The following is a 12,042-nucleotide window of genomic DNA, read 5'->3' as shown; positions in this document are numbered from 1 at the left end:
CCCCTTTTGTTTTGTTAAGGTTCCATTCAATGGATTAGTATGGAAACAATTGGAGTAGTCTTCCTATTGAATATTAACAGTATTTTTCAAAAGCTGTTACGATATTGTCCGCTACTTCCTCTAAGGAATGATATTCAATCTCCTCTCTCGGAATAAAGTGAACTACTTGATCATCCTTCAATAACGCCATAGATGGTGATGATGGCTCAATATTTGTAAAATATTCCCGCATTTTTGCTGTTGCTTCTCGATCTTGACCAGCAAAAACGGTAACGAAATGGTCTGGTTTTTTCTTCGCTTCTTGAATACTTTTAATCACTGCTGGCCGAGCTAATCCTCCTGCACAGCCACAAACAGAATTCACGAGGACGAAAGTTGTTCCTGTAACTTGATTCATGAAGTTCTCAACATCTTCTACAGTTAATAATTCTGTGAAGCCAACATCTGTTAATTCTTTACGCATTGGCGTAACTATTTGTCGCATATACTCTTCATATGCCATTGACATGTTAATCCCTCCTTATGTATCCATTGCAATTATAATATAGACAAGGTAGAAATAAAAATTTCCCCCAATTAGTTACTCATTTTTTCTCGCTTCTAGCATTTGCTTCCAAATAGATCCTTTTGCTAGTTCACCTGACGCAATTCTCTCTATTGCCATTTTCACTTGTAATGCTACTTCAAATTCAGGATCATTTTCCGCTTCTTTTAGAGCTGGTATGGCCTTTTCGTCACCAACTTCATATAAAAACATTGCCGCTCGCCAACGAACTAATTTATTTTTATCTTTTAATGCAGCAATCATTTCCTCTTGCGCTTCTTTGAAGCCTAAATCACTTAAACAATCACCAGCAGTTCGTCGTACAGTGACACTTTTATCTTTCAATCCTTGATAAATATATGGTAACACTGCTTTATCTTCAATCATCCCAAAATAAACGACTGCGAGCCGGCGGATAGAAGCATTGTCATCCGATAAAGCCTTTTCTAGTATCGGCAAATCCGCTAATGTAGGCTCAGCCATTTGTTCTAATGCTGCATAACGTTTCTTCCAATCAGCGTGACTTAAATCTTCCATTGTAATCTTTCTGTATTTTTGGGTAACAGGTGGTTGGTTTGGTGAAAGTGCATAGTCTATTAAATGTTGCAACCGTTCATTCGAAAATGTTGCATTTAATTCTTCAACAATTGTTTGACCAATCTCATCAAAGTCTCCGTAACGAACTCCTTGCTCTACCCATTTCCGCTCAAAGACGACATTATCTCCAGGCAATTGAACTTGATTAATTGCCGTCAAAAATTTTTCCGGTAGTCCGTATCTTTTTTCAGCGTCACCATCGGTCAACTTAACTTGCATAGGAATACCTTTAAAGTATTGAACAAATACTTGAATTTCTCCAAAACGGTCGAGTATATTATTGTCTTTTTGTTCCTTTGAAGTAGTATCTTCTCCAAGGGCTACTCGAACTTGCGGTAATATTTCTTTCCAATCATATTTACTATTCCGTTCCACAGCTAAAAAATCTGCAACATGATAGACACCTTTCACACCATCAATTGATAAAATCCGCCCAATTTCTTCTGGTGCATTTTCTATATCCGCTTTTTTATAATTATTCCTTTCTCCACTCTTTAATTCTTCATCCAAAATAATTTTCATCGTATTTGGACTTGGTGTCGGTTCTATCGATTTTATTTTCATTTTCCTCTCCCCTTTGTATATAAATTAGCTTTCTGCAAGCTCTGATAAATAGGACCATCTTTCAATTAATTGTTCTAATTGTTCATTTAATTGTTGCTCTTCTTCCATTAACTTTTGAAGTTTAGAAAAATCGCTACCAGTGCTTGTCATTTCATCTTGAATAGCAGCTAGTTTTTCTTCCACTTTTGCTATATCACTATCAATCGTTTCCCATTCGCGTTTTTCCATATAAGACATTTTTTTCTTTGTAACTCGTTCTTGCACAAATTGATCTTTACCTGTTCGTTGAGTTTGCTCTTTAAATTGTTGATTATCCTTTGCTGATTGTAAATAGTCGGAAAAGGAACCGATATATTTCTCGATTACACCATTCCCTTTAAAAACTAATAATGTTTCACAAACCTTATCTAAAAAATAGCGATCATGAGAAACAGTAATGACTACCCCGCTAAACTGGCTAATAAAATCCTCTAAAATAGTTAAGGTTTCCGTATCTAAGTCATTAGTCGGCTCATCCAGCAAAAGAACATTCGGCTCTTCCATTAATAATTTTAATAAATACAATCGCCGTCTTTCCCCACCTGATAATTTTCGGATGGGCGTTCCGTGAGTATGCATTGGGAATAAAAACCTTTCTAACATTTGTGCTGCAGAGATCAACTGGCCTGAGGAGGTTGCAATCATTTCCTTTGTTTCTTTTAAGTATTCAATCATCCGCTTATTTAAATCCATGTCGATAGATTCTTGCGTATAATAAGCAATTTTCACCGTTTGCCCCACTTTTATTTCACCGGAATCTAATGTTAGTTTCCCAGCTAATAAATTTAATAATGTTGACTTACCGCTACCATTTTGTCCGACTATACCGATACGATCCCCTTGTTTAATTAATAGATCAAAGTTCATTAATATTTTTTTGTTTTTGAAGGACTTAACGGCGTTTTTTATTTCAAAAACATCTTTCCCTAATCTTGAACCAGAAAAATCCATGTCTAGCTTTTCTCGGTGGATTTTATTACTAAGTTCTTCATCCAGTATTTCAAACCGATCAATTCTCGCCTTTTGTTTTGTAGACCGTGCCTTCGCTCCTCTTTTCATCCAAGCAAGCTCTCTCCGGTATAAATTTTCAAGCTTATCTCTTTTGCGGAGCGTTTCCTCATCACGACTTGCTTTTGCTTCTAAGTAGCTTTCATAGTTCCCCTTATAAGCATAAATAGTACCGTTAGCCAATTCAAAAATTTGATTGGCCACTGCATCTAAAAAATAGCGATCATGAGTAATAAATAAAATCGATTTTGGATATTTCATTAGTTCATCTTGCAGCCATTCGATCATTTCATAATCTAGATGGTTTGTCGGTTCATCTAATAAAAGTAAGTCTACTTCTGTCATTAACGTTTCTGCTAGGGCAACCCGCTTTTTTTGGCCACCAGAAAGATGGGCGATTTTTTCATGAAAATTGTTGATTCCTAACTTTGATAAAATCATTTTCGCCTTTGAAATAATATCCCATGCTGCTAATTCATCCATCTGTTTCTGATAGTTAAAATACCGTTGTTGAATTGCATCATTATTAGGATCCTGATTAAGTTCTACTAGTGATTTTTCATATCTCTTAATGACACGATTTATTTCCGTATCTGCTGTTAAAAGTTGTTCTAATACAGTTAACTCATTATTTAATTGCGGATGTTGTTCTAGTATGCCAATCGTATAATCATTAGGCTTCACTATAGAACCTTCATCGTAGTCATCTTTCTCTGCCAAAATCCTTATTAATGTTGATTTTCCTGTACCATTAATACCTATTAGCCCTATTCGTTCTTTCTCTGCAATTGAAAAAGTTAATTGTTGAAATAAAGTCTTTTCTCCAACAGTCTTTTTCAATTCATTAACAGATAAAATTTTCATCCTTCACCATTCCACTCTTTATAAAATTGCTCTAAGTATAATACTAAAAATTTATGTCGCTCGGCCGCCAATTTTTTACCACTTTCTGTAAGCATTAAATCCTTTAACTTTAACAATTTTTCATAAAAATGATTAATTGATGTTGTTACTCCGTTCCGGTAATCTAACTCAGAAATTTCCGTTCTTCGTAGTATTGTCGGATCATAGATTAATTGTCCTTTTGCCCCTCCATAAGCGAAGGTGCGAGCAATTCCAATCGCTCCAAGCGCATCAAGGCGGTCGGCATCCCGGACAATTTTCGCTTCCATCAGTTCGATGTTTTTTTCATGACCACCGTTATAAGAAATCGATTGAATTATATCGATGATTTTCTTTTTTTTATCATTCGATATTGGCAAATTAGTTAAAAATTTGTTGAAACGTGTTTTATTATTTTCAGCGTTACTACGTTTTACATCTAATATATCATGCAACAAGGCACCCATTTCAATAATAAAGGGGTCGCCTACGTTTTCCAATTTCGCTAGCTGCTTTGCATTTTTCCAAACACGTTCCATATGATGCCAATCATGGCCAGTGGAGTCCGTAGCAAACTCTATTTTAACAAATTCCTTCGTCTGCTGAATAATCTTGTTCATCCAGATCACCCCTTGAAACTTAATTTTAACATAAAAAGTAATAAAGGTTATCTTCTATGTTTGAGCCAATATGTTTATGACATATTTAAAATAAATAATTTTGGATGTAGGTAAGTTCTCACACTTTTCAATAAAAAAGGAACTGTAAGGAACAGTCCCAGAAACATTTAAAAAATGCAAGTTTTTATCATTTATAACTTTATTTTTTTAATATCATTTCTTCTAGTTCCGTACTGAATGTTGTCGTGTCAACAACAAAATTGGTGATTTCATCAATTTTATCTTCTGTCAATAAGTAGTTTTTTTCTAATACGTAACGATAATTTATTGTCTGATCCGAATAAATTAATTTACATGACTCCATTGTAAAATCTCTCATATATTTTTGCTTAATAAATTTCAATACTCGTTTCTCTAATATCTCGTTTAACGGGTGATGAATATAATAATAAAGCTTTAAATTTGCACCCGCTTCTTCTTTTAAGGAATACCACTCAGAAGCTTGTTGTTTAAAGGATGAAAAAAGTTCAATTTTTGTTTCCGTATATGTCCTAAACTCATTATTAATCCGATAAGTTATCGTAAAAGAGCGGGATAAATCTGCTAAATTAACAATGTCGTTTCGCTCTATTACAACAATTTTTCCTTCTAAATCGAAATCATATACATTTCCCTCTAAAACGACTTTTAAATTTTCATATGCGGTTGGATCAAACATTTCATCTACCTCTTTATTCGGCTGAGTTATTTTTGTTCATTGAATATCGGAGTGATTCCCGCATTTCACCGATAGTGGCAAGGAAAGCGAAACATATTATTTTGTATAAGAAACTATTTACAAACTATTTTGTAATTGCCACTTAGAAATTATAAATATTGAATATCCGAATTATTATTAAAAAAGCCCTGTTACTTGTCCATTGTCATCCATATCCATTTGCAAAGCAGCGGGTTTCTTTGGCAATCCTGGCATTGTCATCATATCACCTGTCAATGCGACGATAAAACCTGCACCAAGTTGTGGCTTAAACTCGCGAATAGTAATAGTAAAGTTTTCCGGTCTTCCTAATAGCTGAGGTTGGTCCGATAAAGAGTACTGCGTTTTAGCAATACAAATAGGCAAATTTCCCCAACCATTTTCTTCTATTACCTTTAGTTGTTTTTTTGCTTTTGAAGTGAGCTCTATTCCTTTTCCACCATAGACCTTTTGAACAACCTTCAATAATTTATCCTCGATAGAATCAGAAAATGAATATACAGGTTTAAAAGAATGAACGGAGTAATCGGTATTTTCAACAATCTTAATTACATTTTCTGCTAAATCTATGCCACCTGGACTTCCTTTTTCCCATACTTCTGTTAACGCCCACGGAATTCCATTTTCTTCACATATAGTTTGAAAGGCGATTATTTCTTCTTCCGTATCAGTGATAAACTTATTTAAAGCGACAATAAATGGCACGCCAAATTGTTTAATTGTTTCAATATGTCTTTGCAAATTGGCAAAACCAGTTTTTAGAGCATCAATATTTTTATTATGGAGCATATCTTTTGTTACTCCACCATGTAATTTGAGGGCACGAATAGTGGCAACAATTACTGTGGCAGCTGGTTTTAAATTACCTATTTGACATTTAATATCGAAAAATTTCTCTGCACCTAAATCTGCTCCAAAGCCTGCTTCCGTTACAACATAATCTGCTAATTTTAAAGCAGTTTTCGTAGCAATTAAACTATTACATCCATGAGCAATGTTAGCAAATGGACCACCAGAAATAATTGCTGGCGTATGTTCTAACGTCTGAACGAGATTTGGTTTAATGGCATCTTTCAATAATAAGGTAAGAGCTCCAGCTACTTGTAAATCACTTACTGTGACAGGTTCATTATGTATATTGTATGCAACAACAATTTTACTAATTTTTTCCTTTAAATCATGTAAATTTTCTGCTAAACAAAATAATGCCATCATTTCTGATGCGGCGGTAATATCAAAATGTTCTTCACGCGGAATTCCGTCATTAACCCCGCCAAGTCCAATAACTGAATTGCGTAGCGAACGATCATTAATATCTAATGCACGCTTCCACAGTATCTTTTTCGGGTTAATATTTAATTCGTTGCCGTGATAAATATGATTATCTATAAAAGCGCTTAAAGCATTATTGGCAGCTGTAATTGCATGCAAATCACCTGTGAAATGAAGGTTAATATCTTCCATTGGTACAACTTGTGCATAGCCTCCACCACAAGCACCGCCTTTTATACCCATAGTTGGTCCAAGAGATGGTTCACGTAAAGCTAATACTGTTTTTTTACCTAAAGCATTTAAAGCGTCCCCTAATCCTACTGTTACTGTCGATTTTCCTTCACCAGCAGTTGTAGGATTGATGGATGTTACTAAAATTAAATTGCCATCTTGTTTGTGCTTTTGCTCGGAAGCTATGGAGAGGGGTAATTTAGCTTTATATTTTCCGTAAGTTTCCAAATCATCTTCCTTTATATTTAAGCTAGCTGCAATCTCACCGATAGGTTGTAACTTAGCTTGTTGTGCTATCTCAATATCTGATAATATTTTTCCGCTTTTTTTTACAGTCAATGGAGTCCCTCATTTCTCTATAAGCTTTCTTCTCTATTTTACCATTTTTTAGTGAGAAAAATCTGGTTTTTTATCAAACAAAATTTATATTGTGCAATCTATCAATAGTTCGTTAGTTTGCAGAGTGATTAAACTTGTTCTTTCATTATTTAATGATACTTAAAAAAAGAAATGGCCAACCCGTGGCTGACCTAGATTATTCGTTCATTATTCATCAACACGATATATTTCCTCAAAAGGTTGCACAACGACAAAACCTTCTCCAGAAAATTTCATTTGTACCGATTCACCACTGCCTCTACCAATAAATGTTTTGAATGATATGTCTGTAACAAATTCCGGCTGTAAATTTCCAGACCAAGCAACCGTTGCATTTGGATCAGTATAAACTGGTGAATTCCTTGATACTACTAATGTTAGTGGCTCATAATGCGAGGTAATTGCGACGAGTCCAGTACCTTCTACTTTTACATTAAATATACCCCCGGCTAACATCCCAGCAACACGGCGCATCAATTTAATATCCCAGTCCAATTGTTTTTCAAATGCTAAAAGATCATTTCCATTTACATATATCGATTGGTTATTCAGATGGAGAACTGAAATTTTTTTCCCTTGATCAGCTAAATATAGTTTTCCGTTGCCCCTTGCTTTCATTAATGATGTACCTTCACCAGTGAACGCCTTTTTAAATAATTTTCCAATACCGTGTTCTAATATTCCTTCGCGCTCAAATTTCATTTCACCACGATAAGATATCATGGTCCCCATTTTCGCCCAAACTTCACCAGTTAAATTAATTTCCAGTACCCTCTCTGTTTCTAACTCAAATAGACCTTGACCTTTCTCTGATTGTTGCGTTTGATTAACAAATTGTTCAATAGAAAATTTCTCCATTTTACCCCGCCTTTATATTAAAATTTTCAGTATTTTCAATCCCTACACTATAATTTAATCGCCATCTTAATAGTTAAATTGCGATCATTTCTATGCTTGTATATCCTTATTCTTCATCGACCATTTACATTCCTTTTAAATTTTGTTATTCCTATTAAACAATTTGTTGAAATGGATGCAATTATTACGGGTAAAAAGTTACCTATCGGGGAGAATAGTAGTAAGGAGGGAAGAAAATGGAAGAAATAGTTGCCGCAGATCGCAATTACAAAGGTGAGATTATTAGTTTTCAAACATCGTCTGGGAGAGTAATATCCTATAGAAAAGCTTTACATGATATTCAAGCAGGGTTAATTCAAGGTGTGCAAGTAATTGAAGAAAACGATACAGAACTTCCTAAAATCACACAAATGAATGACGAATATTCTTTAGCAGATTTACCGACTATCCATTAAGCTTTTCCTGATCAGATCTTTCGAGTAGGCACAACAAACCGTTCATTCATTTCAAACATGCGATGTTTAATTAGACATGAAAAGAAAACAAACACAATTAAAAGAAGAGTACAGTTGCTACTCTTCTTCTTCTTTCGTTTGATAGCTATGTAACTCTTTTAAACGCTCTGGTTGATCAGTGAAATATTGAACAACATCACCGATTCGATCTATTGCATTCCAGCTTAAGTGATGCTCAATCCCTTCTACGTCCTTGTATATATTTTCTTCCTTTACACCAATCAGCTTTAAAAACTCTTCTAATAAATCATGACGATATACTAACCGTTTACCGATCTTTTTCCCTTTAGGTGTTAAAACTAGCCCACGATATTTTTCATAAATCAAATATTCACTCTTATCAAGCTTTTGTACCATTTTTGTAACCGATGATGGATGGACAGATAGTAATTCTGCAATATCAGAAACCCGTGCATATCCTTTATTCTCAATTAATATGTAAATTTGTTCAATATAATCTTCCATACTTGGTGTAGGTGTTGGCATTTTTTCTCCTCCAAAAAAATAATAACAATCACTAAACATGATATAAAACGAATTTTCATCAGTGAACGAAATTCCACCATATTTGTGTAGGCTAAAAAGACAAACGTTTTATTAATATACTCCTTTCCCGCTTAAATGTAGTGATACTAATTAAGTATCGAGCTACAATATCGGCAACTTACTCATTCATCTTTAAAATAAAGCGGGAGGCTACTGCCTGTTAGTGCGGGTAAATGAACTGTAGTATTTACAATTGTACTATAGTTATATACTACAGACAAGATAAGCGACAGCTATTCTTGTTGAATAAAGAAATTAATGAACAATTACTTTAATTGTAAATTTTTTTGAACACTCGATAATTATCTTGACTACCAATTTCCGTTATTGTATATTTAAGTAAATCAGAAAAACGGTAAATTTTGCTTTTTAAGAGACTAGTTTTCTGATTTGAAAATTTTTATAGACACAGTGTGTCAGAGAAGTTTAGGAGGAAAAAACATGCAAAACGGTAAAGTAAAATGGTTTAACAATGAAAAAGGTTATGGATTTATTGAAGTAGAAGGTGGCGATGATGTATTTGTACATTACACTGCTATTCAAGGTGATGGATACAAATCATTAGAAGAAGGTCAAGAAGTATCTTTCGAAGTCGTTGAAGGAAATCGTGGACCTCAAGCTGCAAACGTTGTCAAATTATAATTTGCATATAATTATATGAATATGATAAAAAATTAATGAGGCTGGTATTTAATGATACCAGCCTTTATAATTGGTTCCCAAGCTTTCGCAAATGATTCCCGACTGTACATTTATTAATACAAAAATGATGTGCACTTCTCCGACCATATTCCTTTCTCAGTTGCCTGTGTACGAAACAACCGTCACAGTAAGTCGATAACAATTTATTTACCTCGGTTAGTAATTGATTATTCCTACCCATTATTCCTAACCCTCTCTTTTAATAACCGTTAATCTCCTGAGTACTTTCAATTATAATATTTTCAATAGCTTGACTCGCTAATTTATGTGCCTCTTTATTATTATTCCGGCCAATGATTTCAAATGTTGGGTATAAGTTTAACCACTTTATTTTGTCTTCTATTCGATCTAGCCAACGATTAAGATTCTCCTCATAGCAAGGCCATTCATCCATTAACTGCTTTAACAAGCCTTGACTATCCCCGTTAATTTTCACCTTTTTCCCTTTTATTTTTTCCATTTCTAGCTGTTCCAATGCAAAATACAATGCAGCATATTCTGCTTCATTATTTGAATTGAGTTGTTCTAGACGAGCATTTATCCGCTTTCTGTAATATTCATTTCCAAGTTTATAGTATATAACAACACCTATCCCAGCAATTGCTGTATGTTTTTCATAATTACCATCAAAATAAATAATTATATTGTCAGGTTCCCCTTTTAATTGTACTAACAATTTTTTCAAATCTTTCTTCGTCCATTTTACCCCTGTTTCGTCTTCAATTATCATTTCCTTCACTCGACCCGTATTCTCTATATCTTCAATAATAGGTAAGATGTCTTGATCAGGAATCCAGTCAGACAGAAAACTTGTTGTTAAACGTTTATGTATATAATTCCAAGTGATTTTAAATTGCATTAGATAACCCCATTTCTAATGTCTTATTTCCTATTTATTATTATAGCCGTTGCTTCGTTTATTTATATAAATATTTGGTAAAAATAAAAAAATTGGGATTAAAAACCCAATTTTAGTACATTGTTACAAAATATTTTTCTCTTTGGCAAATTGATATGCTTCATTTTTATTAGTAATATTAGCCGCCTTCATATTTTCTAATAGACTTAAGTAAAAGCTCCCGTCGAATCGTTTTTGTGCTTTTAATGTGATCTCAATTGCAGTAATTACTAATAGTTCCGACGCCTCTGTTAATTGCATACCAAAATATATAAATCCGATAGCATCTTCTTTTAAAGGAAAGCCTTTACTTTGCAAAAACTGTATATACTCGCCAACAGAATGGTGATAATGACTCATTTTACTCCATCCTCTTTTCAAAATCACTTTAATCATACCATTATCAACCGATAAAATTCCATCATTTTTTCAAATTTCGACAAACGGACATAAACATAAAAACTATATTATTGTGGAAAGCTTTTTATTGGAGGTGGTTAGGTGGGTAAAGTGAAAAATCGAGGCACTAAAGCACCAGGTGTAAATCCTCAAGGTTTTGGTCAAGACGGGACGATGACAGAAGACCCGAAAACTAAACTAGAAAATGCCGCTAAAAAGAAAAACACAAAATAGCAATGTAAAGAAATGTCAAAATAGTCGCAACTGCTATTGTTGGAATAAAGTAGCGAAAACAGACTTAGTTGTCGCTACTTTATTATTTCTGTTTTTAACTAATTTTACTGTTGGTCCAGTCCTCGATCATCGGCAAAATTCGTGACATTCCTTTAATATCTAACTTTTTAAGTAATGGAACATTTACCGTGTCAGAAAAGTTAATTTTTGCATCTTGTAAAGAAAAGGATAGCGGTACATCGAGCTTTATTTCTGCTAAAGTTTTCGATAATACGAGCAAATCTTTATCTGCTTCAATTTTTTTCCGTTGAGTTGCTGTTAGTAAATGGAGTGACTGCAATAATTTATCTATACTAGAAAATTCACGAATTAATTTCTCTGCTGTTTTGGGACCAATCCCTTTGACACCAGGATAATTATCACTTGTATCACCAGTTAACCCTTTCACATCAATAAATTGTTTCGGTTCATAACCTCTCTCAGCGATAAACATTTCTTTCGTAACTAATTCATAATTTCCGAATCCTTTTTTTAATAAAGCAACATCAATTCCATCATCTAAAACTTGTAAAATATCTTGGTCCCCTGTCAATATTACTACATCTGCTTCTTCACGAGATAAATTTGCAATGGTACCTAACACGTCGTCAGCTTCAAACCCGACAACCCCAACATTTGTAATCCCGAATGCCGCAACCGTATCTTTTGCAAGATCAAATTGAGGAATCATCTCTTCCGGTGGTGCGCCCCGATTCCCTTTATAATCAGGATATAAATCATTGCGAAATGTTTTACTGCCCATATCCCAACAAACAGCTATATGGGTCGGTCGAAAATGATTGACAGCTAAAAATAAATGTTTTAAAAATCCGTTAACTGCATTTGTCGGTGTCCCTGCATCATTATACATAAATTGACCTGTCGCTGCTGTAGCATAAAAAGCACGAAACAGTAATGCCATGCCATCTATTAAAAGTAAATTACGTTTATCTGCCAAT

General features: G+C 34.1%; 15 protein-coding genes. 3 read left to right on the top strand and 12 right to left on the bottom strand.

Annotated features, from left to right (window positions below):
- Nucleotides 1-73: 73 nt before the first annotated feature.
- The 7 genes from BN1242_RS12370 to BN1242_RS12340 all read right to left on the bottom strand — a co-directional run bounded on the left by BN1242_RS12370 (nucleotide 74) and on the right by BN1242_RS12340 (nucleotide 7,750).
- Nucleotides 74-508: a BrxA/BrxB family bacilliredoxin gene (locus tag BN1242_RS12370; RefSeq protein ID WP_062356584.1), complete on the bottom strand. Its 435-nt coding sequence runs from the start codon at nucleotides 506-508 to the stop codon at nucleotides 74-76.
- A gap of 72 nt (nucleotides 509-580) precedes the next feature.
- Nucleotides 581-1,705, bottom strand: a complete 1,125-nt coding sequence (locus BN1242_RS12365) for a conserved virulence factor C family protein (protein WP_062356581.1) — start codon at nucleotides 1,703-1,705, stop codon at nucleotides 581-583.
- Nucleotides 1,706-1,729: 24 nt separating this feature from the next.
- Nucleotides 1,730-3,616, bottom strand: a complete 1,887-nt coding sequence (locus BN1242_RS12360; RefSeq protein ID WP_062356578.1) for an ABC-F family ATP-binding cassette domain-containing protein — start codon at nucleotides 3,614-3,616, stop codon at nucleotides 1,730-1,732.
- The gene (locus tag BN1242_RS12355; RefSeq protein ID WP_062356575.1) at nucleotides 3,613-4,254 is read right to left on the bottom strand and encodes an HD domain-containing protein; all 642 of its coding nucleotides are present in this window, start codon (nucleotides 4,252-4,254) and stop codon (nucleotides 3,613-3,615) included. Before BN1242_RS12355 ends, BN1242_RS12360 begins: the two co-directional genes overlap by 4 nt.
- Nucleotides 4,255-4,453: 199 nt before the next feature.
- The gene (locus tag BN1242_RS12350; protein ID WP_062356571.1) at nucleotides 4,454-4,972 is read right to left on the bottom strand and encodes a hypothetical protein; all 519 of its coding nucleotides are present in this window, start codon (nucleotides 4,970-4,972) and stop codon (nucleotides 4,454-4,456) included.
- Nucleotides 4,973-5,149: 177 nt separating this feature from the next.
- Nucleotides 5,150-6,853 (bottom strand): formate--tetrahydrofolate ligase, encoded by a 1,704-nt coding sequence (locus tag BN1242_RS12345; protein WP_062356567.1) that lies wholly within the window; start codon nucleotides 6,851-6,853, stop codon nucleotides 5,150-5,152.
- 207 nt (nucleotides 6,854-7,060) lie between these two features.
- On the bottom strand, nucleotides 7,061-7,750 hold the full coding sequence (locus tag BN1242_RS12340) for an AIM24 family protein (RefSeq protein ID WP_062356564.1): 690 nt from the start codon (nucleotides 7,748-7,750) through the stop codon (nucleotides 7,061-7,063).
- A gap of 236 nt (nucleotides 7,751-7,986) precedes the next feature.
- Between BN1242_RS12340 and BN1242_RS12335 the strand changes: the two genes are divergently transcribed.
- A complete protein-coding gene (locus BN1242_RS12335) occupies nucleotides 7,987-8,205 on the top strand; it encodes a DUF3892 domain-containing protein (protein WP_062356560.1) in 219 nt (72 codons plus the stop codon).
- Between the two features lie 117 nt (nucleotides 8,206-8,322).
- On the opposite strand, the gene mntR is transcribed toward BN1242_RS12335, so the two are convergent.
- Nucleotides 8,323-8,751 (bottom strand): transcriptional regulator MntR, encoded by a 429-nt coding sequence (mntR, locus tag BN1242_RS12330; protein ID WP_062356556.1) that lies wholly within the window; start codon nucleotides 8,749-8,751, stop codon nucleotides 8,323-8,325.
- Nucleotides 8,752-9,252: 501 nt separating this feature from the next.
- On the opposite strand from mntR, the gene cspD reads away from it, so the two are divergent.
- Complete coding sequence (gene cspD / locus BN1242_RS12325) at nucleotides 9,253-9,453, top strand: cold-shock protein CspD (protein ID WP_062356553.1); 201 nt, start codon at nucleotides 9,253-9,255, stop codon at nucleotides 9,451-9,453.
- A 64-nt stretch (nucleotides 9,454-9,517) separates the two neighbouring features.
- Here the strand turns inward: cspD and BN1242_RS13265 are convergent, their stop codons facing one another.
- From BN1242_RS13265 to BN1242_RS12315, 3 genes are all read right to left on the bottom strand, one after another.
- The gene (locus BN1242_RS13265; protein ID WP_072136198.1) at nucleotides 9,518-9,694 is read right to left on the bottom strand and encodes a zinc-finger domain-containing protein; all 177 of its coding nucleotides are present in this window, start codon (nucleotides 9,692-9,694) and stop codon (nucleotides 9,518-9,520) included.
- A gap of 18 nt (nucleotides 9,695-9,712) precedes the next feature.
- A complete protein-coding gene (locus BN1242_RS12320; protein WP_062356550.1) occupies nucleotides 9,713-10,372 on the bottom strand; it encodes a reverse transcriptase-like protein in 660 nt (219 codons plus the stop codon).
- Nucleotides 10,373-10,495: 123 nt separating this feature from the next.
- Complete coding sequence (locus BN1242_RS12315) at nucleotides 10,496-10,771, bottom strand: DUF6123 family protein (RefSeq protein ID WP_062356547.1); 276 nt, start codon at nucleotides 10,769-10,771, stop codon at nucleotides 10,496-10,498.
- A gap of 141 nt (nucleotides 10,772-10,912) precedes the next feature.
- On the opposite strand from BN1242_RS12315, the gene sspL reads away from it, so the two are divergent.
- Nucleotides 10,913-11,044 (top strand): small, acid-soluble spore protein L, encoded by a 132-nt coding sequence (gene sspL, locus BN1242_RS12310; RefSeq protein ID WP_062356542.1) that lies wholly within the window; start codon nucleotides 10,913-10,915, stop codon nucleotides 11,042-11,044.
- 94 nt (nucleotides 11,045-11,138) lie between these two features.
- Here sspL and BN1242_RS12305 read toward each other — a convergent pair whose 3' ends face one another.
- Entirely contained in the window at nucleotides 11,139-12,041 is a 903-nt protein-coding gene (locus BN1242_RS12305; RefSeq protein ID WP_072136197.1) for a 5'-3' exonuclease, read from the bottom strand.
- Nucleotide 12,042 lies beyond the last annotated feature (1 nt).

The organism is Bacillus kwashiorkori, from assembly GCF_001375515.1.
GTDB lineage: Bacteria > Bacillota > Bacilli > Bacillales > Caldibacillaceae > Bacillus_BK > Bacillus_BK kwashiorkori.
This window is presented reverse-complemented; position numbering and strand designations above follow the sequence as displayed.

Bases quoted from the DNA above. Each gene is read 5' to 3' on its own strand.
- mntR (WP_062356556.1), bottom strand. From the start codon at position 8,751: ATGCCAACACCTACACCAAGTATGGAAGATTATATTGAACAAATTTAC.
- BN1242_RS12315 (WP_062356547.1), bottom strand. From the start codon at position 10,771: ATGAGTCATTATCACCATTCTGTTGGCGAGTATATACAGTTTTTGCAA.
- BN1242_RS12340 (WP_062356564.1), bottom strand. From the start codon at position 7,750: ATGGAGAAATTTTCTATTGAACAATTTGTTAATCAAACGCAACAATCA.
- BN1242_RS13265 (WP_072136198.1), bottom strand. From the start codon at position 9,694: ATGGGTAGGAATAATCAATTACTAACCGAGGTAAATAAATTGTTATCG.
- BN1242_RS12370 (WP_062356584.1), bottom strand. From the start codon at position 508: ATGTCAATGGCATATGAAGAGTATATGCGACAAATAGTTACGCCAATG.
- BN1242_RS12365 (WP_062356581.1), bottom strand. From the start codon at position 1,705: ATGAAAATAAAATCGATAGAACCGACACCAAGTCCAAATACGATGAAA.
- BN1242_RS12355 (WP_062356575.1), bottom strand. From the start codon at position 4,254: ATGAACAAGATTATTCAGCAGACGAAGGAATTTGTTAAAATAGAGTTT.
- cspD (WP_062356553.1), top strand. From the start codon at position 9,253: ATGCAAAACGGTAAAGTAAAATGGTTTAACAATGAAAAAGGTTATGGA.
- BN1242_RS12335 (WP_062356560.1), top strand. From the start codon at position 7,987: ATGGAAGAAATAGTTGCCGCAGATCGCAATTACAAAGGTGAGATTATT.
- BN1242_RS12320 (WP_062356550.1), bottom strand. From the start codon at position 10,372: ATGCAATTTAAAATCACTTGGAATTATATACATAAACGTTTAACAACA.
- BN1242_RS12350 (WP_062356571.1), bottom strand. From the start codon at position 4,972: ATGTTTGATCCAACCGCATATGAAAATTTAAAAGTCGTTTTAGAGGGA.
- BN1242_RS12360 (WP_062356578.1), bottom strand. From the start codon at position 3,616: ATGAAAATTTTATCTGTTAATGAATTGAAAAAGACTGTTGGAGAAAAG.